Source organism: Streptomyces sp. NPDC001606 (genome assembly GCF_053596835.1).
Genome location: NZ_JBSFHC010000015.1, coordinates 160184 through 183732 on the forward strand (window position 1 = coordinate 160184; position 23549 = coordinate 183732).

Here is a 23549-nt window from a genome sequence, read left to right on the forward strand (position 1 = left end):
GTACGAGGGGAAATGCCATGGATCTGGGACTGGCGGACAAACGAGTACTGGTCACCGGCGCCACGAAAGGTATCGGCCGGGCCACCGCGAAGATCTTCGCCGCCGAGGGCGCGCGGGTCGCGGTCACGTACCACCGGTCCGAGCGCGCCGCCAAGGAACTGGTCGAGGAACTCGGCGGCGACGACCGCGCCTGCGCGCTCCACTACGAGCTGGCCGACCCGGAATCGATCGCCGCGACGGTGAGCGCCGTCGAGGAGCGGTGGGGCGGTGTCGACGTGGTGGTCGCCAACGCCCAGACCTGGGTGTGGATGAACCCCGAGGAGATGGTGCCGTACCACCAGTTCCCGATGGACTTCTGGCTGGGCCGCTACCGGGAGAACGTCGAGGGCCACCTGTGGACGGTGCGTCAGGCCCTCGGCGGCATGCGCGAACGCGGCTGGGGCCGGATCGTGCTGCTGTCCTCGGTGACGGCGACGTACGGCAATCCCGGCTCGGAGATCTACAGCGCCGCGAAGGCGTCCCTGCACGGCTTCGTCCGTGGCCTGATGTGGACGGGCGACGGCGTGCTCGCCAACGTGGTCGCGCCCGGCGGCACGCTCACCGAGAGTCTCGACGCGGTCGACCCGGCACTCCTGGAGAAGGCGGTCGCGGACACCCCCAGCGGCCGTCTGAGCACGGCGGACGACGTGGCCAGGCTGATCGTCTTCCTCGGTTCGGGGGCGAACGGGAACATCAACGGCCAGATCATCCACCCCGCCGGTGGACGGTGATCCGCAGGGCGTTCAAGGGCGGTTCGACTGTGGCTCGAGCGGTTCTCGGCCGGGCGACCACACCATCTCAGCCACGCTGAGACAGCGTCACGCACGCAAGCAGAAGGAGCACCAAGCATGCGATCCACCCGGATACCGAGAACAGCGGTGATGAGTGCGGCGACCGTCCTCGCCCTGGGCGCCGCCCCGCTCGCCGCGGCCGCCCCCGCGCACGCCGACGGCCGGCAGTACTACGTCGACTGCTCCGCCGGCGACGACTCCGCGGACGGCGCGTCCCCCAGCACTGCCTGGCGCACGCTCGCCAAGGTCGGCGACACCACCTTCCGCCCGGGCGACTCCATCCTCCTGCGCAGCGGCGTCACCTGCAACGGCGTACTCGCGCCGCACGGCTCCGGCACGGCCGCCGCGCCGATCACGGTCAGCACCTACGGCGGCACCGCGCGCGCGTTCCTCGCCGGCGGCGGCGCCCGCGCCACGGTCTATCTGCACAACGTGCAGGGCTGGGAACTGCGCAACCTCGACGTCTCGGACACCACCACCCCGGACTCCACCGCGCGCACCGGCATCTACGTGCTGCTCAGCGACTACGGCACCGGCAGTCACTACGTCATCGACAACGTGAAGGTGCACGACGTCACCGGCATCGACAGCACGGGTCCGGACAACGAGGACAGCGGCGGCATCGTCCTGAAGGCGGCCGGGTCGGCCACGCCGACCACCTTCGACGGCATCACGGTGTCCGGCAGCACCGTCTCCGGCACCGACGGCTACGGCATCGCCACCGAGTCCCAGTGGTCCAAGCGCGCCCTGTTCCCGGCCGGCGAGAACAGCTATGTGCCGATGACCAACGTCCGCATCACCGGCAACCGGCTGTCGGACCAGGGCGGCGACGGCATCGTGGTGCAGAACGGTACGGCCCCCAGGATCGACCACAACGTCGTCAACGGCTTCGGCCTGCGCGCCACCGTCTACCACGCCGGCGTCTGGGTGTGGAACTCCGACAAGGCCGTGCTGGACCACAACGACGTCTCGCACGGCGCCTCCGCGCCGCCGATGATGGCCTTCGACGCGGACGGCGCCAACTCCGACGTCACCTACCAGTACAACTACAGCCACGACAACGGCGGCGGCTTCCTCGCCTTCTGCACCGCGCCCGGCCAGCTGAGCGACGGTGTCGTCGTCCGGTACAACAAGAGCGTCAACGACCACGACGCCACCTACAACGGCTTCACCTTCCCGGTGATCTTCAACGGCTGTGGCGTCACCATGACCAACCTGGAGTTCTACGGCAACACCGTCCGCACCTCGGTGGCCAAGGCGCTGATCGGCAACAACGGCCAGAGCGTGGTCAATTACCACGACAACACGTTCGTGGGCGCGCCCGGCGGCTCGACGATCAACGACCCCGTCGGCATCTTCAAGAACAACGTCTACCGCAACATCACCCAGGTCCCGGCCGGCGACACCGGCCCGGCGACCAGGCGCTGACACCACGGAGCATCGCCCGGGTACCTCCCGTACCCGGGCGATGCTCTGCCGTCGTCTCAGCCCTGCGCCCGCTTGATCGACCACTCCGCGATCCGCAGGGACAACTCCACCCCCTCGGTCGCGTACTCCACCATCGCCTTCTCGTAGTCGCGCACCGCCTCCGCCAGTTCGCGCTCCCCGCGGTCCACCGCGGCCAGCAGGCCACTGAGCGCCGCAGCGTCCCGCGCGGCGGTGTTCGCCCCCACGCCCCCGGACGGCGGCATCGCGTGCACCGCGTCCCCGAGCGGCACCACCGGGCATACGTCCCACGCCTGCACGGGCGTGGTGGCCCGCAGCGCCACCGCGAACGACGTCGAGGGGTCGGCGAACCGGAAGATCTCCCGCAGGTCGGGGTGCCACGCCCGGGTCCGCTCGACCACCAGCGCGCACAGCGCCTCGCCGCTCAGCGCGAAGAACTCCTCGTCGGTGAGGCCCAGGTCCGCCAGGTGCACGTTGAACACCGACATGTAGTAGTCGTCGCTGTCCTCCAGCCCGGCGTCCGGCCACAGCCGGGCGGCCGCCCGCGACGGGCGCTCGCGGAACAGCATCGGCATCAGGCCCAGGTGGTGGCCGTCGGTGCCGATCACATAGCTGAAGCGGTCCCGCAGTGCCTCCGGCAGCCCGGCCTCGATGGCCTCCCGCCGGGGGATCCGGGAGAAGATCGTCCGGATGCCCAGGTCCTGGGGCACGTCCCAGGGCCGCAGCTGGCCGCGGACCCGCGAGTTGGTGCCGTCCGCAGCGACCAGCACATCACCGACGGCCTCGCTGCCGTCCGCGAAAGAGGCGGTCACCCGCCCGTCGGGCGTCCGCTCCAGCCGCTCGAAGTTCTTCCCGAAGTGGACGACCTCCTCCAGACCGGCCAGCAGGATCCGCCGCAGCGTCACCCGGTCCACGGCATCGATCTTGTCGTCCCGGCCGGCCCGGGGGTCCTCGAAGGCCGGCGCCCACTGCGGCGTCAGATGCTCGTCGTAGGCGGCCAGTCCGCTGTCGTCGCGGGCGTTCGCGGTCGCCGCCAGCAGCTCGGTCAGCCGCTGCGGCAGGCAGGCCCGGAGCGCCGCCTCGCCCTCGGGGCTGATCCGCAGCCGGTAGCCCTGCCGCCGCCCGTCGGCCGACTCGTCGCGCTCGTACACCTGGACGTCGACACCGGCGCGCCGCAGCCCCTGGGCCAGGCAGAGCCCACCGATACCGCCGCCGATGACCAGGACCCGGATGGGTGATCGGCTCGTCGTCACCGCCATGGACACCTCTCTCGTCGCCGTGAAGTCGCCGCGTGGTTGCCGCGTACGCACCCGGGCAGCATGTGCCGTCCCGCTCAGGTCTGGCTGGAGGCGCCCGCTCCGCCACCGCGTCGAGCGGAACTCGAGCCTGCTTGAAGAATTCCCGCCCACCCTGTGCGGACCCAAGCGCCCACGGCCCCGCCGAGCACCCGGAGGAATCGTGTCCCGTCGTCTCTTCACCTCGGAGTCCGTGACCGAAGGTCACCCCGACAAGATCGCGGACCGGATCAGCGACACCGTCCTGGACGCCCTGCTCGCGCAGGACCCCGCATCCCGCGTGGCCGTCGAGACCCTGATCACCACCGGCCAGGTCCACGTGGCCGGCGAGGTCACCACCACGGCCTACGCCGACATCGCCGGCCTGGTCCGGGCGGCCGTCCTCGACATCGGCTACGACTCCTCGGTCAAGGGATTCGACGGCGCCTCCTGCGGCGTCTCCGTCTCGATCGACGCCCAGTCGCCCGACATCGCCCAGGGCGTCGACCAGGCCCACGAGCACCGGGTCGAGGGCCTCCAGGACGAACTCGGCCGGCAGGGCGCCGGCGACCAGGGCCTGATGTTCGGCTACGCGTGCGACGACACCCCCGAACTGATGCCGCTGCCCATCTCGCTGGCGCACCGGCTCGCCCAGCGGCTCACCCAGGTCCGCAAGGACGGCACCATCCCCTACCTGCGCCCCGACGGAAAGACCCAGGTCACCATCGAGTACGACGGCGACCGCGCGGTCCGTCTCGACACCGTGGTCGTCTCCACCCAGCACTGCGCCGACATCGACCTCGACACGATGCTCGCCCCCGACATCCGCGAGTTCGTCGTCGCACCCGTCCTGGCCGACGCGGGGATCGACACCTCCGGCCACCGCCTGCTGGTCAACCCCACCGGCCGGTTCGAGATCGGCGGCCCGATGGGCGACGCCGGCCTGACCGGCCGCAAGATCATCGTGGACACCTACGGGGGCTACTCCCGGCACGGCGGCGGCGCCTTCTCCGGCAAGGACCCCTCCAAGGTCGACCGCTCGGCGGCGTACGCGATGCGCTGGGTCGCCAAGAACATCGTCGCCGCCGGACTCGCCCGCCGCGCCGAGGTACAGGTCGCCTACGCGATCGGCAAGGCGGAGCCGGTCGGTCTGTTCGTGGAGACCTTCGGCACCGAGACCGTCCCCGTGGCGAAGATCCAGGACGCCGTCGACCAGGTCTTCGACCTGCGGCCCGCCGCGATCATCCGCGACCTCGACCTGCTGCGCCCCATCTACGCCCGCACCGCCGCCTACGGCCACTTCGGCCGGGAACTGCCCGAGTTCACCTGGGAGCGCACCGACCGGGCGGACAAGCTCCGCGCCATCGCGCTGGCCTGACCTCCCGCCATGTCGCCGTTGCCCCAAGGAGGCACCGCCGTGCACATCGCCGTCACCGGTTCGATCGCCACCGACCATCTGATGGTCTTTCCCGGGCGCTTCGCGGACCAGCTGATCGAGAGCAGCCTGGACAAGGTGTCCCTGTCGTTCCTCGCCGACGAACTGGAGGTCCGCCGCGGCGGGGTGGCGGCCAACATCGCCTTCGGCCTCGGCCGGCTGGGCCTGCGCCCGGTCCTGGTCGGCGCCGCCGGCCGCGACTTCGCCGAGTACCGGGACTGGCTGGAGGCGGCCGGAGTCGACACCGGTTCCGTCCTGATCAGCCGCACCCGGCACACGGCCCGGTTCGTCTGCACCACCGACGCCGACCAGAACCAGATCGCCACCTTCTACGCCGGGGCGATGTCCGAGGCCCGCGAGCTGCGGCTCGCCGCCGTCGCCGACCGCGTCGGCCGGCTCGACCTGGTCGTCGTCGCCCCCGACGACCCCGAGGCCATGCTGCGCCACACCGACGAGTGCCGCACCCTCGGGCTGCCCTTCGCCGCCGATCCCTCCCAGCAACTCGCCCGCCTCGACCGGCCGCAGATCCGGCGCCTGCTCACCGGCGCCGAGTTCCTCTTCACCAACGAGTACGAGGCCGAACTGCTCAAACACCGCACCGGCTGGACCGAGGCCCAGGTTCTCGGCCAGGTCGGCACCTGGCTCACCACCCGGGGCGCCGACGGCGTCGTCATCGCCCGCGCCGGCGCCGAGCCCGTCGTCGTACCCGCCGTGGCCACCGACCGTGTGGTCGACCCCACCGGCGTCGGTGACGCCTTCCGCGCGGGGTTCCTCGCCGGTCACAGCCGCGGCTGGCCGACGGAGCGCGCCGCCCGGCTGGGCTGCGCCCTCGCCACGGAGGTCCTGGGGACGGTCGGCACCCAGGAGTACCGGGTGAGCGCCGCGGAGCTGATCGGCCGGATCGCCCCCAGCCCGGTGGGTGCCCCATGAGCCCCCTCACCCAGGCGCAGCGCGCCGACGCGCTGCGCGAGGCCCTCGCCACCCGGGTGGTCGTCGCCGACGGCGCGATGGGCACCATGCTCCAGGCCGCCAACCCGACGCCGGACGACTTCCAGCAGCTGGAGGGGTGCAACGAGATCCTCAACGTCACCCGGCCCGACCTCGTCCGCGCCGTCCACCAGGAGTACTTCGCGGCCGGCGTCGACTGCGTCGAGACCAACACCTTCGGCGCCAACCACGCGGCGCTCGGCGAGTACGACATCGCCGACCGGATCTTCGAGCTGTCCGCGGCCGGCGCCGCCGTGGCCCGCGAGGCCGCCGACGCCCACCGGGACGGCCGGGTCCGCTGGGTGCTCGGCTCCATCGGACCGGGCACCAAGCTGCCGACCCTCGGCCACGTGCCGTACGCGACCCTGCGGGACGGCTACCAGCGCAACGCGGCGGGCCTGATCGCCGGCGGCGCCGACGCGCTGCTCGTGGAGACCAGCCAGGACCTGCTCCAGACCAAGGCCGCGGTGCTCGGCTGCAAGCGCGCCCTCGCCGAGGCCGGGCTCGACCTGCCGGTCTTCGCGCAGGTGACCGTGGAGACCACCGGCACGATGCTGCTCGGCTCGGAGATCGGCGCGGCGCTCACCGCGCTGGAGCCGCTCGGCATCGACATGATCGGCCTCAACTGCGCCACCGGCCCCGCCGAGATGGGTGAGCACCTGCGCCATCTGGCCCGGCACGCCCGGGTCGGCCTGTCGTGCATGCCGAACGCGGGCCTGCCCGTGCTCGGCAGGGACGGCGCGCACTACCCCCTCGGCCCCGACGAACTCGCCGACGCACACGACGCGTTCACCCAGGAGTACGGCATCTCGCTCGTCGGCGGCTGCTGCGGCACCACCCCCGAGCACCTGCGCGCCGTCGTCCGGCGGGTGCGGGGGCGCGCCGTCACCCCGCGCCGGCCCCGCCCCGAGCCGGCCGCCTCCTCGCTCTACCAGCCGGTGCCGTTCCGCCAGGACACCTCCTACCTGGCGATCGGTGAGCGCACCAACGCCAACGGTTCCAAGAAGTTCCGCGAGGCGATGCTGGCCGGCGACTGGGAGAGGTGCGTGGAGATCGCCCGGGAACAGATCCGGGACGGCTCGCACCTGCTCGATCTCTGCGTGGACTACGTCGGCCGTGACGGCGTGGCGGACATGAGGGAGATCGCGGGGCGGCTGGCCACCGCGTCCACGCTGCCGGTCGTACTGGACTCCACCGAACCGGAGGTGCTGCGCGCGGGCCTTGAGGTGCTGGGCGGCCGGGCCGTGCTGAACTCGGTGAACTACGAGGACGGCGACGGCCCGGACACCCGGTTCGGGCGCATCGCCGCACTCGCCCGCGAACACGGCGCCGGCCTCATCGCGCTCACGATCGACGAGGAGGGGCAGGCCCGCACCGCGGAGAAGAAGACGGAGATCGCCGAGCGGCTGATCGCGCAGCTCACCACCGAGTACGGCATCGAGGAGTCGTCGATTCTGGTGGACTGCCTGACGTTCACCCTGGCCACCGGGCAGGAGGAGTCCCGCCGCGACGGCATCGAGACCATCGAGGCCATCCGCACGCTCAAGCGCCGCCACCCCGACGTGCAGACCACCCTCGGCCTGTCCAACATCTCCTTCGGCCTGAACCCGGCGGCCCGGCAGGTGCTGAACTCGGTGTTCCTGGACGAGTGCGTGCGGGCCGGCCTGGACTCAGCGATCGTGCACGCTTCCAAGATCCTCCCCGTCGCCCGCATCCCGGAGGACCAGCGCGAGGCCGCGCTCGACCTGATCCACGACCGCCGCAGGGAGGGGTACGACCCGCTGCAACGGCTGCTGGAGCTGTTCGAGGGCGTCTCCGCGTCCTCCGCGGCCGCGTCCAAGGCCGAGGAACTGGCGGCACTGCCGCTCGGGGAACGCCTGGAACGGCGCATCATCGACGGCGAGCGCGCCGGGCTGGAAGCCGACCTGGACGCTGCGCTGGCCGAGCGGCCGGCGCTGGAGATCATCAACGACACGCTGCTGTCCGGGATGAAGACCGTCGGCGAGCTGTTCGGCTCCGGCCGGATGCAGCTGCCGTTCGTGCTCCAGTCCGCCGAGGTGATGAAGACCGCGGTCGCGTACCTGGAGCCGTACATGGAGAAGACGGCCGACGGCGGGAACGCGGCGGGCAAGGGCACGATCGTGCTGGCCACCGTCAAGGGCGATGTCCACGACATCGGCAAGAACCTCGTGGACATCATCCTGTCCAACAACGGCTACGACGTGGTCAACCTCGGTATCAAGCAGTCCGTGTCGGCCATTCTGGACGCCGCCGAGGAGCACGACGCGGACGTGATCGGCATGTCCGGCCTGCTGGTGAAGTCCACGGTGATCATGAAGGAGAACCTGGAGGAGCTGAACCGGCGCGGGCTCGCCGCCCGCTTCCCGGTCATCCTCGGCGGGGCCGCCCTCACCCGCGCCTACGTGGAGCAGGACCTGCACGAGATCTACGACGGCGAGGTCCGCTACGCCCGCGACGCCTTCGAGGGCCTGAAACTGATGGACGCCCTCGTCGCCGTCAAGCGCGGCGTCCCGGGCGCGACCCTGCCCGAACTGCGGCAGCGGCGCCACGCACGGGCCCGGGTCGCCCAGCCGGAGGAGCCCGGTCGCGGACACGTCCGCTCCGATGTGGCGATGGACAACCGGGTGCCCGTACCGCCGTTCTGGGGCGACCGGATCGTCAGAGGCGTCCCGCTCACCGACTACGCCGCATGGCTGGACGAGGACGCGCTGTTCAAGGGCCAGTGGGGGCTGAAGGCCTCGCGCGCCGGGACGGGCCCCTCGTACGAGGAACTGGTCGAGACCGAGGGCCGGCCGCGGCTGCGGATGTGGCTGGACCGGTTGCAGACCTCGGGCTGGCTGGAGCCGGGCATCGTCTACGGCTACTACCCGGTCCACTCCAAGGGCGACGAGCTGATCCTCCTGGACGAGGACGGCTCCGAACGCACCCGCTTCGTCTTCCCCCGCCAGCGCCAGGGCCGGCGGCTGTGCCTGGCCGACTTCTTCCGCCCGGAGGAGTCCGGCGAACAGGACGTGATCGGCCTCCAGATCGTCACCATGGGCAACCGGGTCTCCCAGGCCGCGGGCGAGCTCTTCGAGGCCGGTTCCTACCGCGACTACCTCGAACTGCACGGTCTGTCCGTCCAGTTGACGGAGGCCCTGACCGAGTTCTGGCACGCCCGGGTGCGCCGTGAACTCGGCTTCGGCGACGAGGACCCCGAGGACATCCGCGACATGTTCGCCCTCAAGTACCGCGGCGCCCGCTTCTCCCTCGGCTACGGCGCCTGCCCCGACCTCGAGGACCGGGCCAAGATCACCGGACTGCTCCGCCCCGAGCGGATCGGCGTCGCCCTCTCCGAGGAGTTCCAGCTGCACCCCGAACAGTCCACCGACGCCTTCGTCGTCCACCACCCCGAGGCCACGTACTTCAACGCGAGGTGAGCCGTGGCGCCCTGACCGCCGCGTGACCACCGCCCCGAGCCCCGCCCGACCCGATCCCCAGGAGTGCCGGATGCCGTCCGCCTTTACCGACTTCAAGGTCGCCGACCTCTCCCTGGCCGAGTTCGGCCGCAAGGAGATCACCCTCGCCGAGCACGAGATGCCCGGCCTGATGGCGATCCGCAAGGAATACGCCGAGGCGCAGCCTCTCGCCGGTGCCCGTATCACCGGTTCGCTGCACATGACCGTGCAGACCGCTGTCCTCATCGAGACGCTCGTCGCCCTGGGCGCCGAGGTCCGCTGGGCGTCCTGCAACATCTTCTCCACCCAGGACCACGCGGCCGCGGCCATCGCCGTCGGCCCGAACGGCACGCCCGACAACCCGCAGGGCGTCCCGGTCTTCGCCTGGAAGGGCGAGACCCTCCAGGAGTACTGGTGGTGCACCGAGCAGGCCCTCACCTGGCCCGGCCACGCCGGTCCGAACATGCTCCTGGACGACGGCGGCGACGCCACCCTCCTCGTGCACAAGGGCGTCGACCGACAGAAGACCGGTGCGCTGCCCACCGCCGACAACGAGGAACTGGCCGCTGTGCGCGCGCTGCTGGAGGCCAGCACCCTGGACTGGACCGCCCTGGCCTCCGAGATCCGTGGTGTCACGGAGGAGACCACCACGGGTGTGCACCGGCTGTACGAGATGCAGCGTGACGGTGTGCTGCTGTTCCCGGCGATCAACGTCAACGACGCGGTGACGAAGTCGAAGTTCGACAACAAGTACGGCTGCCGGCACTCCCTGGTGGACGGGATCAACCGTGCCACCGATGTGCTGATCGGCGGCAAGACGGCCGTGGTGTGCGGTTACGGCGATGTCGGCAAGGGCTGTGCGGAGTCGCTGCGCGGTCAGGGTGCCCGGGTGATCATCACGGAGATCGACCCGATCTGCGCGCTTCAGGCGGCGATGGACGGCTACCAGGTCACCACCCTCGACGAGGTCGTGGAGACCGCGGACATCTTCATCACCACGACCGGCAACAAGGACATCATCCTGGCCTCGGACATGGCGAGGATGAAGCACCAGGCGATCGTGGGCAACATCGGTCACTTCGACAACGAGATCGACATGGCCGGGCTGGCGAAGATCCCGGGGATCGTCAAGGACGAGGTGAAGCCGCAGGTCCACACCTGGACGTTCCCCGACGGCAAGGTGATCATCGTGCTGTCCGAGGGGCGCCTGCTGAACCTGGGCAACGCCACCGGCCACCCGTCGTTCGTGATGTCGAACTCGTTCGCGGACCAGACGCTGGCCCAGATCGAGCTGTTCACCAAGCCCGACGCGTACCCGACCGGCGTGTACGTGCTGCCCAAGCACCTCGACGAGAAGGTCGCCCGCCTCCACCTCGACGCCCTCGGCGTCAAGCTGACCAAGCTGCGCCCGGAGCAGGCCGCCTACATCGGCGTCGACGTCGACGGCCCGTACAAGACCGACCACTACCGCTACTGACGGAGCGCGCCATGACATCGTCCGCAACGGTCCGACCCGCGGTCGGACCGTCCGGGACCCCCACGCCCACCCTGCTGGGCAGACCCCGCTGGTTCGTCACCCTGTTCGCCACGGACATGTGGGAACGGTTCAGCTTCTACGGGATGCTGGCCATCCTCTTCCTGTTCGCCTCGGCCCCGGCGGCCGAAGGCGGCCTCGGGCTGTCGAACTCCGACGCCGGCATGCTCTTCGGCGTCTACACGGCCGCCATCTTCCTCGCCTCCCTGCCCGGCGGCTGGCTCGGCGACCGTGTCTTCGGCAGCTACCGGGCGACCCTGTACGGCGCCGTGGTCATCGCCGCCGGACACCTGCTGATGGCACTGCCGACGGTGCCGACGGTCTACGCCGGGCTGCTCCTCATCGCCGTCGGCACCGGCCTGCTCAAGCCCAACATGGCAGGCCTGCTCAGCGCCTTCTACCCGCGCGAGGCGGCCGCCGAGCGGGACGCGGGCTTCGCCGTCTTCTACACCTCCATCCAGATCAGCGGCCTGATCGCGCCCCTGGTCGTCGGCGGTGTCGGCGAGGGCCTCAACTGGCACGCGGGGTTCGGCGTCGCGGCGGTCGGCATGGGGCTCGGGGTCTGGCAGTACGTCCGCGGCTCGGCCTCCTTCGGCGAGGTCGGCCGCGCCGCCACCCGCCCGCTCCGGCCGGCCGAGCGCCGCCGCGTCCTCCGCCTCTCCACGGCCGCGACCGCCGTACCGGCCGCGCTCCTCACCGCGGACGCGCTGGCCGGCACCTTCACCCTCCGGCACGTCCTCACCCTGGTCGCGGTCCTCAGCCTCGCCGTGCCCGTCGGCTGCTTCTGGACCCTCCTGCGCCACCGGGACATCTCCGCACCCGAACGGACACGCCTGCGCGCCTACATCGCGCTCTTCCTCGCCTCCGCCCTCTTCTGGGCCCTGCACGTCCAAGGGGGCTCGCTGCTCAGCCTGTTCGCCCGGGACGCCACCGACCGCGACATCCTCGGCCTGCGCCTCCCGGCCAGCTGGTTCCAGTCGGCCACCCCCTTGGCGATCCTGCTGTGCGCGCCCTTCTTCGCGTGGCTCTGGCTGCGTCTCGGCGCGCGCATCAGCGCCACCGCGAAGTTCGCGCTCGGCATGTTCGCCATGGGCGCCTCCATGCTCCTGATGTCCCTGGCCGCCTGGCACGCCCACTCCGCCGGCCGGGTCTCCCCCCTCTGGCTCATCGGTACGTACCTCCTCACCGGCGCCGCCGAGGCGGCGCTCGCCCCGGTGGGCATGAGCGTCGCCACAGCCATCGCGCCGGCGCCCTTCCTCAGCCAGGTGGTCGGCGTCTTCTGGCTCTCCGCGGCCCTGGGCGCGGGGCTCGGCGGCAACGCGATGAAGCTCGCGGGAACGTCGACTCCGGGCGCCGGGCTGTTTGTGGTGCTGGGTGGGGTGGCCGTGGCAGCCGGGGTGGCGCTGCTTCTCGGGGCGCGGCCTCTGGCGCGGCGGTTGGGGGTCTGACAGCGCTCCCGTCGGGTGCGACGCGAGACAGCCGGGGCAGCGGGACGTCGCCCCGCTGCCCCGGCTGTCCGGTCTCACATCTGGTTTCAGTTCTTGCGGCGCCGTGCGACGACGAACAGCGTGCCGCCCGTGACCAGGGCGACGGCGGCCGCCGCGGCCGCGTACCAGGGCAGCGCGCCGGTGCCGGTGTCGGCCATGGAGCCCTGACCGGTGCCGCCCGAGGCCGCGGTGCCGGAGCCGGTCGTGCCGGAGCCGGTCGTGGCGGAGCCGGAGGTGCCTCCGGAGGCCGCGGTGCCGCCGGAGGCGGAGCTGCCGCCGGTGGTGGAGCTGCCACCGGAGGAGGAAGCGGAGCCGTGGCCCTTGGTGCCGTCGGCGGTCACCTTGATCGGTGCGGTGTTGTTCTTGGTGTTGCTGTCCGCGGACGACATCGTCACCTTGATCGAGCCGGGGGCGAGGTCGGCCGGCTTGTCGATGCGCAGGCCGAAGACGAACGGGGTGACCTGCCCGGCGTCGAAGTACGAGTCGTTCACGTCCTGGAAGCAGCTGTAGTGCCGGGCGCCGGGCTTGCCCCGCTGCCGGTCGTCGTCCGAGCGGCAGAGCAGCGGGACCTTCACCGCCGTCGTACCGCGCGGGACCGTCACGTGCGTCACGGAGGACGGGCCGTCGGCGGGGCCGTCGCCGCGGTCGTACTGGTCGATGGAGGCGGGCCCGTTGTTCCGGACGCCCAGCTTCGCCTGCACCACCTGGCCGGCCTTGCCGTGCACGGTGGCGCCCAGCGCCTGGAGGTCGAAGGTGTTCTCCACGACGACCCTGCCGGTCCCGTTGTCCATGTCGAACGTCCCGGGGCCGCCGGCCCGCGCGGCGAGACGCATCGCGCGTCCGGTGCCGTGGTGCACGCCGGTCAGTTTCTGGTCCTTGTACAGGTAGCCGTCGGCCGTCTCGTACACGCCCACCTTCCACCACTCGTCCGCCCCGGTGCTGCCCACCTTGAGCGCGAGTTCGTCGAGGTCGTAGGAGCCGCCCGCGGTGACCGGAGTCTCGATGTAGCAGCGGATCCCCGTGTCACGGTTGGCGAAGTGGCCGTACTCGCAGTTGCTGAACTCCTCGGGGACGGAGAGCCCCTGGGTGAGGTGGATGCCGACGTAGACGCCCTTCAGGGACCGGCGGCTGTAGTTGGTGAAGCCGAGCGAGGGGTGCAGCGACTTGCCGGGCTTCGACCAGGTGCTGGAGGGGCTGCTCCGGTCGATGAGCGGACCCGCGTCCGCCACGGCGGCCTGGAACGTCGCATCGCCGAGTGAGGTGCTCCCCGCCGCACCGGAGGCCCGGACCTCGCCCGTGAAACCGGGCTGGGAGGTCGCGAGCGTCCTGAACGTCAGGTCGGGGCTCAGGCTCTGGCCCGGCTGGAGCGGCCTGTTCCCGTTCAGCTTCTCGCCGTCGCAGACGAAGACCAGATCCTGCTTCTCGACACAGGGCGAGTTGGCCGACACGGTCAGCTGCCCCTTGAGGGCCGTGGCGTCGAACGTCAGGGTGAAGTCCGACAGCGGCTGCGAGCCGGTGTTGCGGACGTTGATGAAGTCGTAGGCGGGGTCGTCGTACGGCTTCACCTGGAGCGGCTTGCCGTACTGGGAGTCGGTGAACTCCAGTGTCTGCGCGGTCTCCGTGGCCTGGCCGACGGAGGGCGCGCCCAGAGTCAGCAGGCCCGCCGCGAGGGCGGTGGCGCCGGCCCGGAGGGCGTTGCGGGGCAGAGGTCTCGGCACGGTGCTCCTTCGGCAGGTCCGCGATCACAGGTGATCCGATCGCCCACTCAGATCACCAACTCTGGGCAAAGGTTGTACGAACGCGATGGGTGGCCCGGCAATGGCCCCGCCCTTCCCGGTGCCTCGGGCGAAGCATCGCAAAAGAGGTGCAAAGTGGATCGGTGCCGGGGCAACCGCCGTAGCCGAGGCAACATCTTGGTGAACGACGGGCACCGCGCGGTCAGGGCGGGGTGCCGTCGTCGGCCGGATGGGATGAGGGACGTGGTGGAGCCGAGGATCGCCGTCGCCGTGGTGACCATGGGCAACCGGCCCGCCGAGGTGGACGCCCTGCTGGAGTCCGTGGCGAAGCAGGATCTCGCCCCGGCCCGCATCGTGATCGTCGGCAACGGCTGCCGGCTGCCCGAGTTCGCCCGCCGCCTCTCGCTGCCCGGCGAGGTCACCACCATCGACGTGGACGAGAACCTCGGCTGTCCCGGCGGGCGCAATGTCGCCCTCGCCCGGCTGGGGGAGTACGGCGACGTCGACGTCGTCGTGGAACTGGACGACGACGGACTGCTCGTCGACGCCGATGTCCTGCGCCGCGTCCGCGACCTGTACGCCGCCGACCCCCGCCTCGGCATCGTCGGCTTCCGCATCGCCGACGAGCACGGCGAGACCCAGCAGCGGCATGTGCCGAGGGTCGGCAGGTCGGACCCGATGCGCGGCGGGTACGTCACCGGGTTCCTCGGCGGCGGGCACGCGCTGCGCATGTCGATGCTGGCCGAGACCGGGGACTGGCCCGCCGAGTTCTTCTTCGCGCACGAGGAGACCGACCTCGCATGGCGCGCCGCCGACGCCGGGTGGAAGATCCTTTACGCCCCCGAGCTGCTGCTCCAGCACCCCAAGACCTCGCCGGCCCGGCACGCCATCTACTACCGGGTCAACGCCCGCAACCGGGTCTGGCTCGTCCGGCGCCGGCTGCCGCTGCCGCTCGTCCCGGTGCACCTCGGGGTGTGGACGCTGCTCACGCTCGCCCGCACCCGGTCGGCGGCGGGGCTGAAGGCGTGGTTCGCGGGGTTCCTGGAGGGGCTGCGGGAGCCGGCCGGTGAGCGGCGGCCGATGCGCTGGCGGACGGTGTGGCGGCTGAGCCGGCTGGGGCGTCCGCCGGTGATCTGACCGGGGGCCTCTTGGGGCCAGGGCAGGGAAGCGGGACGGGGCCCCGGTCGTTCACCTCCGCCGACCGGGGCCCTGCACATCCCCGGACCAGGCCTGCGGCGACACTCCCCCGAGTTACGCGACATACGCGCGCGCCGTAGCGCCGGATCCGATGCGATGATCAGATCAGGGTTCGCCAACGGATCGCTAACATGTGGCCAACGGTTCGTCGGCGGGTCGCGGACCGGCCGGCCGGAAGTCGCCGACGGCAGCGGAGACGGGTCGCCGGACCGGCGGTTCCGGGACGGGCCGGCAGGCGGAAGGTGGCGGGAAACCGTTGTGGACAAGGCGGATCCCCGTCAGGGAACGGCGGGCACGCGCCCGCCGCGGAGCGCGGTCGGGGACGACCGGGCGGGAAGGCAGTGGAGCGGCGTGATGCGGCGGCGGTGCACGCTCCGGTTCGGACTGCTGGGGCCGCCGGTCCTGTACGACGTACGGCCGTACGGCGAGTCGTCCGAGAAGCCGTCCGAGAAGCCGTCCGAGAAGTCGCACGGGGACGCGCAGGAGGGCTCTTACGAGCGCTCATACGAGGGCTCTTACGGCGGGTCCTACGAGGCGTCACCCCACAGCGCCGACGAGCCCATCCGGTCCATCGGCAGCCCCAAGGTGCGGGCCCTGCTCGCGGCCCTGCTGCTGGAGCCGGGCCGGGTCGTGTCGGTCGACTCCCTGAAGGACGCCCTGTGGGGCGGGGCGCCCCCCGTCTCCGCGCAGGCCTCCCTGCACAACCACGTCGCCCGGCTGCGCCGGCTCCTGGACGACCCCGAGCGGCTGCGGGCCGTACCGCCCGGCTATCTGCTCCGCGTCGACCACGGCGAGCTGGACATCCATGTGTTCGACGCCCGGGTCGCCGAGGCCCGCGCCGCGCACGCCCGCTGCGACTGGCCCGGTGTCGTACGCGCCTGCGTGGCCGCGCTCGGGCTGTGGCGCGGCACCCCGCTCAGCGGGCTCCCCACCGACCTCGGCGGCTATGCCCTCGTACAGCGCCTGGAAGAGGCCCGGCTGCTCCTGCTGGAGTGGCGTTACGAGGCCGAACTCGCCCTCGGCGGCGCCCGGCTGGCGGCGCTCGTCCCGGAGCTGGCGGCGCTCGTCACCGAGCATCCGCTGCGTGAGGCGTACCACCGCCAGCTGATGCTCGCCCTGCACCGCACCGGACGCCAGGCCGAGGCGCTCGCCGTCCACCGCGACCTGCGCACCCGCCTGGTCGAGGAACTCGGCATCGAGCCCGGCCCGGCCGTCCGCGACGCCCATGTCGAGGTGCTGCGGGGCGAGGAGGCCGCGTCGGCCGGCGAGCCGCGGCACCCGGAGGAGTACCCCGCCGACCTGCGGCGCCCGGCTGCCGAGGCGCAGGAGACGGACGCGCCCGCCGGTGCCTCGGCGTCCGCCGGCGAAGCGGTGCCGCCGTCCGCCGCCCCCGCGCAGGCGGCCGTCCGGCAGACCCCGCGGCCCGCCCAGCTCCCCGCCCCGCCGGCGCACTTCACCGGCCGGGTCGAGGTGAGCCGCCGGTTGTGCCATGCGCTGACCGAGCCGCCCGCCCCGGCACCCGCCGTCGCGGTGATCAGCGGGATGGCGGGCGTCGGCAAGAGCGCGCTCGCCCTGCATGTCGCCCACGCCCTGCGGGAACGCTTTCCCGACGGCCAGCTCTACGTCAACCTGCACGGCGCCACTCCCGGCATGACCCCGCTCAGCCCGGTCCAGGCGCTGGCCGCGCTGCTGCGGGACCTCGGCGCCGAGCCCCGGAACATTCCCGAACACCCCGACGCGGCGGCCGCCCTGCTCCGCTCCCTGCTCGCCCCGGCGCGCATCCTGCTGGTGCTGGACGACGCGGCGAACGCGGCCCAGGTACGGCCCCTGCTGCCGGCCGGGCCGGGCTGTGCGGTGATCGTCACCAGCCGCTCCCCGCTGACCGCCCTCGACGGCGCCCGGCGCTTCCCGCTCTCCCCGCTGACCGGCGAGGACAGCGCGGCCCTGCTGCGCGCGGTGAGCGGACGCGAGGGGCTGGACGCCGGGCACGCCCTGGTCGAGCTGACCGGCCGGCTGCCGCTGGCGCTGCGCGTCGTCGCCGCCCGGCTCGCCGCCCGCCGCGCGCTCACCCCGGAGGTGCTGGCGGGCCAACTGGCCGCGACCGGCGGCCGGCTGCACCACCTGGAGTACGACGACCTGAGCGTCCGGCGCTCCCTGGCCGTGGCCCATGACGCGCTCGCCGCCGCCGGGCGCGAGGCCGACCACGACGCCGCCCGGGCGCTGCGCCGCATCGGCGCGCTCGATCTGCCGACCTACGGCGCCCCGCTGATCGCCCGGCTCACCGGCACCGACGAGCGCCGCGCCGAGGCCGCCCTGGACCGCCTGGTCGACGTGGCCCTCCTGGAGGAGACGGCGTACGGCCGTTACACCCCGCACGACCTGGTCCGCGACTTCGCCCGCGAACTGGCGGAGACGACCGCGGCCACGCCCCCGGAGACCGCTCCCGACCTCGCCGCCCTGCGCTGGTACGCCGCCGTCGCCGAACGGGTGCTGACGGCCGTCGTGGAGCCGGGGCTCGATCTGGAGGACCGGCGGCAGCCGACCTCCGCGCAGCCGCCGGAGCACGCCGCGGACGTGGCCGCGGTGCCGCTCTTCGAGTCCGCCGAGGACGCCTTCGCCTGGGGCGAGGGGGAGCTGGAGAACGTCGTCGCCCTGGTGGAGCGGAACGCGGACACCGACGACCTGCGCCGGGCCGCGCATCTCTCGGCGCTGGTGCGGCTGCTCTTCCCCTATGTGCAGCGCGGCGGCCGGGTCGCCGAGATGGAGGTGCTCGGGCGGGCGGCGCTCGGTACGGCGCGCCGGCTCGGGGACGAGGCGGCCGAGGCGTACGCCCTCGGCGACCTCGCCGGCCTGTACTTCCTGACCGGCCGGCAGAACGACGCCCTCACCCTCACCGACCAGTCCCTGGACATCTGGCGGCGGCTCGGCCGGGCCTCCAGGATCCGGCGCTGTCTGAACAACCGGGGGCTGCTGCTGGAGGGCCTCGGACGGTTCGAGGAGTCGGGGGAGGCGCTGCGGCAGAGCCTCGCCTACTCGCGGCAGCTCAACGACCCGTACGGCGAGGCCGTCACCCGCAGCCACCTCGGCAACCTCTACGAGCACACCGACCCGCGCGCCGCCATCGAGCAGCACCGGCGCTCGCTGGCGATCGGGGACGAGATCGGCGCGGTCATCGTGCAGCACTCGGCGCACTGCAACATCGGGTACGCCCAGCTCACCCTCGGGGAACCCGCCGCCGCGGCACGGCACTTCGAGGAGAGTCTGCGCATCCTCGGCGGCCACGGCGACTGGCACGGCGAGTCCCAGACCCGGCTCGGCCTGGTCCGCGCGCTGCGGGGGCTGGGGGAGACCGAGCGGGCGGCCGCCGAGTGCGCGGAGCTGCTGCACCGGGCGGACGCCCGCGCCGACCGCTACATGGGCGGCCTGGCCCGCCACCAGCACGGGCTGCTGCTGAGCGAGCAGGGGCGGCGGGCGGAGGCGGACGACGCCTGGCGCGGGGCGCTCACGGCGCTGGTCGGCACGGACGCGCAGGCGGTGGTGGCGGAGCTGCGCGAACTCCTGGACCACTGAGAACTCCTGGACCACTGAGTACTCCTGGACCACTGAGGGCTCCTGAAGCGCTGAGGACTGCTGGAGCACCGAAGACACCCGCCTGGCCTCTCACTTGGCGTCCGCATAGCACTCCACCACCGCTGTGGTGAACGGAAACCGCACCGGGGTCTCGCCGAAGGTCAGCCGGCCGGCGAGGTCGGCGGCGTCGCGGATGGCCCGGACGACGGTGTCGGCCTCCTCGGCGGGGCAGTGCACGATCACCTCGTCGTGCTGGAAGAAGACCAGCTCGGCCGCCATGTCCCACAGCGTCCGGCGCAGCGCGGCGAGCAGCAGCAGGGCCCAGTCGGCGGCGCTGCCCTGGACGACGAAGTTGCGGGTGAAGCGGCCCCGCGCGCGGGAGCTGGAGGAGCTCCGGCCGGTGGACCAGGGCGGGACTCCGGTGTCGTCGTCCCCGGCCGGGATGCCCGCCTCCTCCGCGGTGTCCTCGCCGGACCCGGCCGCGGGCGGGCAGGTCCGGCCCAGCCAGGTGCGGACCAGCCGGCCCTCCTCGCCCGCGCGGGCGGCCTCGTCGACATAGGCGACCGCCTTCGGGAAGCGGCGGCGCAGCGCGGCGAGGTTCTTCAGGCCGTCGCCGGACGTCTGGCCGTAGACCGCGCCGAGGACGGCGATCTTGGCCTGGTCGCGGTCGCCGGAGAAGGCGCGGTCGGAGACGGACTGGTAGAGGTCGCTCGCGCGGCCGGCGACCTCCATCAGACCGGGGTCGCGGGAGATCGCGGCCAGCACCCGCGGCTCCATCTGGTCGGCGTCGGCCACCACCAGCCGCCAGCCGGGGTCGGCGACCACGGCGCGGCGGATCACCTTCGGGATCTGGAGACCGCCCCCGCCGTTGGTCACCCAGCGCCCGCTGACCGTGCCGCCGGCCAGGAACTCGGGACGGAAACGGCCGTCACGCACCCAGTCCTGGAGCCAGGACCAGCCGTGCGCCACCCAGATGCGGTACAGCTTCTTGTACTCAAGGAGCGGTGCCACGGCCGGGTGATCCACGGACTGGATCTCCCAGCGGCGGGTGGACCCGACCTTGATCCCGGCCTGGGCGAAGGCCTTGATCACGTCGGCGGGCAGATCGGGCCGGACCCGGCGGCCGAAGGCGGCGGACACCTGGTCCGCCAGTTCGGCGAGGCGGCGCGGCTCGCCGCCGCCCGGATACCGCTCGCCGAGCAGCCGGTGCAGCAGCTCGCGGTGGACCTCGGCGCTCCAGGGCAGGCCCGCGTGGTTCATCTCGGCGGCCACCAGCATCCCGGCGGACTCGGCGGCGGTCAGCAGCCGCATCCGGTCGGGGTGGGCGGTCCGGTCGTGCCGCCGCTGCTGGTCGGCGTAGACCGTGAGCAGGTCGGTCAGCGGCAGCCGGCTGCCGGCCGGCTCGAACAGCGGGGACTGGGCCCCCGGTTCGGCTGCGCGCTGCGGCGGGTCGGGCGGTACGGGGCCGCCGCGGAGGCGGGCCAGGGCGGCGGCGGCCGAGCGTGGCTCGCCGTGCCGCCCCTCGTGGCCCAGCAGGAGGGTCTCGGCGTCCTCGATGTCGTAGCACCGCTCCACTCGCACCCCCGTGGCGAGCAGACGCGGGTAGACCTCGGGGGTCGACCGCCACACCCAGCGCGTGACCTCCGGGCGGCTCCGCACCGCCGCGGCGAGATCGCTCTCCCGCCGCACCGGCCCGGCGGGCAGCCCGTCCGGGCCGAGGGGGGCGAGCTCCACGCCACCGTCCTCGGCCGGTGCGAGCGCCCACCGGTCGGTCATGACTGCGAGTGTGGCAGGCGGCTCTGACAATCGCCCTGACCTGCGAGTTTCCCGCTCGGCGGGTCAGGATCCGGCGCCGTCGGCGGGGGCTCGCCGGGTCAGGAGCCGGCGCCGTCGGCCGGGGGCTCGGCAGCCTCGGAGGCGGCCGTCTGGGACTCCCGGAGCATCGCCAGCACCCTGCCGACGTACTCCTCGGTCGCGGACTTGGTGATGCCGAGTCCGCTGAGCACGCCCTGGCCGTTCTCGTGCTCCAGGAGCGCCAGCAGGATGTGCTCGGTGCCGATGTAGTTGTGGCCGAGCCGGAGCGCCTCGCGGAAGGTGAGTTCCAGGACCTTCTTGGCCTCGGGGCCGTAGGGGATCAGGTCGGGGACCTCGTCCGCGGCCGGCGGCAGCGCGGCGGTCGCCGCCTGCCGTACGGCGTCCAGCGGTACGCCCTGTGCGGTGACCGCCTTCCCGGCCAGGCCGTCCGGCTCGCTCAGCAGGCCCAGGACCAGGTGCTCGGGGCGGCCCTCGGGGTTGCGGGCGGCCACCGCCTCGTTGTGCGCGGCCATGACCACGTTCGCCGCGCGGGGGGTGTACCGGCTGAACCCCTGGCTGGGGTCGAGGTCGACGGACTCCTTCGGCACGAACCGCTTCTGCGCCGCCTGCCGGGTCACGCCCATGCTCTTGCCGATCTCGGTCCAGGACGCGCCCGAGCGGCGGGCCTGGTCGACGAAGTGGCCGATCAGGTGGTCCGCCACGTCGCCGAGGTGATCGGCGGCGAGCACCGCGTCCTGGAGCTGTTCGAGGGGTTCGGCGTGGACCTTCTTGATGGCCTCGATGAGGTCGTCGAGGCGTACGGATGCCGTGATGTTCGGATGGGTCGCCATGTGTCAACCGTAGGTTGCGCCCCTAGGGGTGTCAACCAGTGGTTGACAGTCGGTTTCGCTCCCGAGCGCCGCACTCGGACAATGGGACGCCGCCCCGGGGGCTCGGTTCCGGCGCGCCCCCGCTGTCCACAGGCTGTGGACAGCGATCCGGCACTGTCGGCGGGCCGTGGCACGATCGACAGCGTGACCAGCCCCGCCGCCATCGTCGAGCGCGCCTTCCGCGCCGCCCTCTACGACGACACCGACACCGGCCTCGACACCGGTGCCTCCCTGCTCGCCGCCGACCCCGCCGCCGATGCCGAACTCGCCCGGCGCGGCGAGGAGTTCGTCGCCAGGGCCTGGCAGCGCGGCTGGCAGCCCGCCGACGTCGTACGGCTGGTGCGCCGCGAGCTGGACGACCCGCATGTGCGGCTGGCCGCCGCGCTGATCCGGGCGCAGTCCGGCCGGGACCGGCCGCGCGGCCACCGCTGGGCCGGACAACTGGCGGCCCTGCCCGAGGACCCGGCGCGCACGGGCGACCGCTTCACGCACGCCACGGCCGTCCTGGAGCTGTACCGCCTGCTGCTCCGCCTGCCCGCGCTGGAGCCCCTGGAGGAGGAGCGCCCCCGCCCCCACGCCACGGCCCCGGCGGCCTCCCGCATGCTCGCCCGGATCCGCGCCCTGCTCGCCAAGGCCGAGGCGACCGGGTATCCGGAGGAGGCGGAGGCGCTCAGCGCCAAGGCCCAGGAGCTGATGGCCCGGCACAGCATCGACGAGGCGCTGCTCGCCGCCGAGGCGCCCGCTCCGGACGCCCCCGGCGCCTGCCGGATCGGCGTCGAGCCGCCGTACGAACAGGCGAAGGCGGTCCTGCTGGACGCCGTGGCGACGGCCAACCACTGCCGCGCGGTGTGGAACGAACCGTTCGGCTTCTCCACGGTCGTCGGCTTCGAGGCGGACCTGGAGGCGGTCGAGCTGCTCTACACCTCCCTGCTGGTGCAGGCCACGCACGCGATGACCAGGGCGGAGGCCGCCCAGCGCGCCGGCGGGCGCAAGCGGACCAAGACCTTCAGACAGTCGTTCCTCGCGGCCTACGCCCACCGCGTGGGCGACCGGCTCGCGGCCGCGGCCGAGACCCAGGTCACCCAGGACCTGCTGCCGGTGCTGGCCACGCGCGCGATAGCCGTCACCGGCCGCCTGGAGCGCATGTTCCCGGAGACCACCACGACCCGGCTGCGCGGGGTGAGCGACGCCGCGGGCTGGACGGAGGGTGCACGGGCGGCGGAGCAGGCCCAGGTCAGAGCCCGTCGCCGGCTCGAATGAGGCGCACGAAGGGCCCTCGGCGCTCGGGCACGGAGGGCCACCGGCGCCCGCCGGGTGTCAGTCGCCGACCTGCTGGAAGGCGCTGACGGAGGCGTTCGGGTGGCTCTGGCCGCCCTGGCCGGCGACCGGACCGTACTTCCAGGGGAAGCTCTGCACGGTGTCGGAGCCCGGCAGGGAGACCTTCATCGCCGTGGCCGCGAGGCTGCCCGGGTCGCCCTCCTTGCCGCGCACATAGGTGATCGTGAAGGTCGCGGAGTCGCCCTTGGCGAGCTTCAGCTTCTGCGCCTTCGCGCCCTTCTGGGCGGACAGCTTCGCGGAGACGCCCTGCTGCTCCAGGGTGACGCCGGGGAAGTGGTCCAGGGTGCAGGGCGCGCTCTGGTTGGTGATGCTCACCGGGATCTCGCCCGTGTCACCCGCGCTGGGGGCCACGCTCGCCGCTCCCACCTGGACGGAGACGGTGCCAATCGCGCAGGCCGAGCTGTTCTTGCTCCCGCTCGTGCCACCGCCGCCGTTGCAGGCGGTCAGCAGGACGGCGGCGGCGAGAACGGAGACGGTGAGCGGCATGGCGCGCATGAGGCAGGTCCCATCGAGGTCGTGACGGTGCCCTTGCATCATGGCGCCTGCGCCCGGCCCCCGTGCGCGCGCCCCTGC

At 72.7% G+C, this 23549-nt stretch carries 15 protein-coding genes; 10 read left to right on the forward strand and 5 right to left on the reverse strand.

Annotated features, from left to right (window positions below; translation table 11 throughout):
- The first annotated feature begins 17 nt into the window (after positions 1–17).
- The gene (locus ACWCV9_RS25830) at positions 18–770 is read left to right on the forward strand and encodes an SDR family NAD(P)-dependent oxidoreductase (RefSeq protein ID WP_450789944.1); all 753 of its coding nucleotides are present in this window, start codon (positions 18–20) and stop codon (positions 768–770) included.
- A gap of 117 nt (positions 771–887) precedes the next feature.
- Entirely contained in the window at positions 888–2258 is a 1371-nt protein-coding gene (locus ACWCV9_RS25835) for a right-handed parallel beta-helix repeat-containing protein (protein ID WP_450789946.1), read from the forward strand.
- 56 nt (positions 2259–2314) lie between these two features.
- On the opposite strand, the gene ACWCV9_RS25840 is transcribed toward ACWCV9_RS25835, so the two are convergent.
- Complete coding sequence (locus ACWCV9_RS25840) at positions 2315–3535, reverse strand: FAD-dependent oxidoreductase (RefSeq protein WP_450789948.1); 1221 nt, start codon at positions 3533–3535, stop codon at positions 2315–2317.
- A gap of 199 nt (positions 3536–3734) precedes the next feature.
- On the opposite strand from ACWCV9_RS25840, the gene metK reads away from it, so the two are divergent.
- The 5 genes from metK (at position 3735) to ACWCV9_RS25865 (ending at position 12412) form a co-directional block, all read left to right on the forward strand.
- Positions 3735–4928: a methionine adenosyltransferase gene (gene metK / locus ACWCV9_RS25845; protein ID WP_450789950.1), complete on the forward strand. Its 1194-nt coding sequence runs from the start codon at positions 3735–3737 to the stop codon at positions 4926–4928.
- Positions 4929–4967: 39 nt separating this feature from the next.
- Entirely contained in the window at positions 4968–5915 is a 948-nt protein-coding gene (locus tag ACWCV9_RS25850; RefSeq protein ID WP_450789952.1) for a carbohydrate kinase family protein, read from the forward strand.
- On the forward strand, positions 5912–9412 hold the full coding sequence (metH, locus tag ACWCV9_RS25855; protein ID WP_450789954.1) for a methionine synthase: 3501 nt from the start codon (positions 5912–5914) through the stop codon (positions 9410–9412). Before ACWCV9_RS25850 ends, metH begins: the two co-directional genes overlap by 4 nt.
- A gap of 70 nt (positions 9413–9482) precedes the next feature.
- Positions 9483–10907, forward strand: a complete 1425-nt coding sequence (ahcY, locus tag ACWCV9_RS25860) for an adenosylhomocysteinase (protein WP_450789956.1) — start codon at positions 9483–9485, stop codon at positions 10905–10907.
- Between the two features lie 11 nt (positions 10908–10918).
- Complete coding sequence (locus ACWCV9_RS25865; protein WP_450789958.1) at positions 10919–12412, forward strand: peptide MFS transporter; 1494 nt, start codon at positions 10919–10921, stop codon at positions 12410–12412.
- An 86-nt stretch (positions 12413–12498) separates the two neighbouring features.
- Here ACWCV9_RS25865 and ACWCV9_RS25870 read toward each other — a convergent pair whose 3' ends face one another.
- The gene (locus ACWCV9_RS25870) at positions 12499–14169 is read right to left on the reverse strand and encodes a hypothetical protein (RefSeq protein ID WP_450789960.1); all 1671 of its coding nucleotides are present in this window, start codon (positions 14167–14169) and stop codon (positions 12499–12501) included.
- 261 nt (positions 14170–14430) lie between these two features.
- Here ACWCV9_RS25870 and ACWCV9_RS25875 point away from each other — a divergent pair, with 261 nt between their 5' ends.
- Together ACWCV9_RS25875 and ACWCV9_RS25880 are read left to right on the forward strand one after the other, a co-directional pair.
- Complete coding sequence (locus tag ACWCV9_RS25875; RefSeq protein ID WP_450789961.1) at positions 14431–15324, forward strand: glycosyltransferase family 2 protein; 894 nt, start codon at positions 14431–14433, stop codon at positions 15322–15324.
- A 414-nt stretch (positions 15325–15738) separates the two neighbouring features.
- Positions 15739–18954: a BTAD domain-containing putative transcriptional regulator gene (locus tag ACWCV9_RS25880; protein WP_450789962.1), complete on the forward strand. Its 3216-nt coding sequence runs from the start codon at positions 15739–15741 to the stop codon at positions 18952–18954.
- Between the two features lie 90 nt (positions 18955–19044).
- Here ACWCV9_RS25880 and ACWCV9_RS25885 read toward each other — a convergent pair whose 3' ends face one another.
- Positions 19045–20730: a bifunctional 3'-5' exonuclease/DNA polymerase gene (locus ACWCV9_RS25885; RefSeq protein ID WP_450789964.1), complete on the reverse strand. Its 1686-nt coding sequence runs from the start codon at positions 20728–20730 to the stop codon at positions 19045–19047.
- Between the two features lie 98 nt (positions 20731–20828).
- Positions 20829–21599 (reverse strand): Clp protease N-terminal domain-containing protein, encoded by a 771-nt coding sequence (locus ACWCV9_RS25890; protein ID WP_450789965.1) that lies wholly within the window; start codon positions 21597–21599, stop codon positions 20829–20831.
- Positions 21600–21782: 183 nt separating this feature from the next.
- Here ACWCV9_RS25890 and ACWCV9_RS25895 point away from each other — a divergent pair, with 183 nt between their 5' ends.
- Positions 21783–22898: a DUF2786 domain-containing protein gene (locus tag ACWCV9_RS25895; RefSeq protein ID WP_450789967.1), complete on the forward strand. Its 1116-nt coding sequence runs from the start codon at positions 21783–21785 to the stop codon at positions 22896–22898.
- Positions 22899–22955: 57 nt separating this feature from the next.
- Here the strand turns inward: ACWCV9_RS25895 and ACWCV9_RS25900 are convergent, their stop codons facing one another.
- Complete coding sequence (locus tag ACWCV9_RS25900; RefSeq protein WP_450789968.1) at positions 22956–23471, reverse strand: DUF4232 domain-containing protein; 516 nt, start codon at positions 23469–23471, stop codon at positions 22956–22958.
- Between the last annotated feature and the right edge of the window lie 78 nt (positions 23472–23549).

Bases quoted from the DNA above. Each gene is read 5' to 3' on its own strand.
- ACWCV9_RS25840 (WP_450789948.1), bottom strand. From the start codon at position 3,535: ATGGCGGTGACGACGAGCCGATCACCCATCCGGGTCCTGGTCATCGGC.
- metH (WP_450789954.1), top strand. From the start codon at position 5,912: ATGAGCCCCCTCACCCAGGCGCAGCGCGCCGACGCGCTGCGCGAGGCC.
- ACWCV9_RS25865 (WP_450789958.1), top strand. From the start codon at position 10,919: ATGACATCGTCCGCAACGGTCCGACCCGCGGTCGGACCGTCCGGGACC.
- ACWCV9_RS25880 (WP_450789962.1), top strand. From the start codon at position 15,739: ATGCGGCGGCGGTGCACGCTCCGGTTCGGACTGCTGGGGCCGCCGGTC.
- ahcY (WP_450789956.1), top strand. From the start codon at position 9,483: ATGCCGTCCGCCTTTACCGACTTCAAGGTCGCCGACCTCTCCCTGGCC.
- ACWCV9_RS25830 (WP_450789944.1), top strand. From the start codon at position 18: ATGGATCTGGGACTGGCGGACAAACGAGTACTGGTCACCGGCGCCACG.
- ACWCV9_RS25900 (WP_450789968.1), bottom strand. From the start codon at position 23,471: ATGCGCGCCATGCCGCTCACCGTCTCCGTTCTCGCCGCCGCCGTCCTG.
- ACWCV9_RS25835 (WP_450789946.1), top strand. From the start codon at position 888: ATGCGATCCACCCGGATACCGAGAACAGCGGTGATGAGTGCGGCGACC.
- ACWCV9_RS25885 (WP_450789964.1), bottom strand. From the start codon at position 20,730: ATGACCGACCGGTGGGCGCTCGCACCGGCCGAGGACGGTGGCGTGGAG.
- ACWCV9_RS25890 (WP_450789965.1), bottom strand. From the start codon at position 21,599: ATGGCGACCCATCCGAACATCACGGCATCCGTACGCCTCGACGACCTC.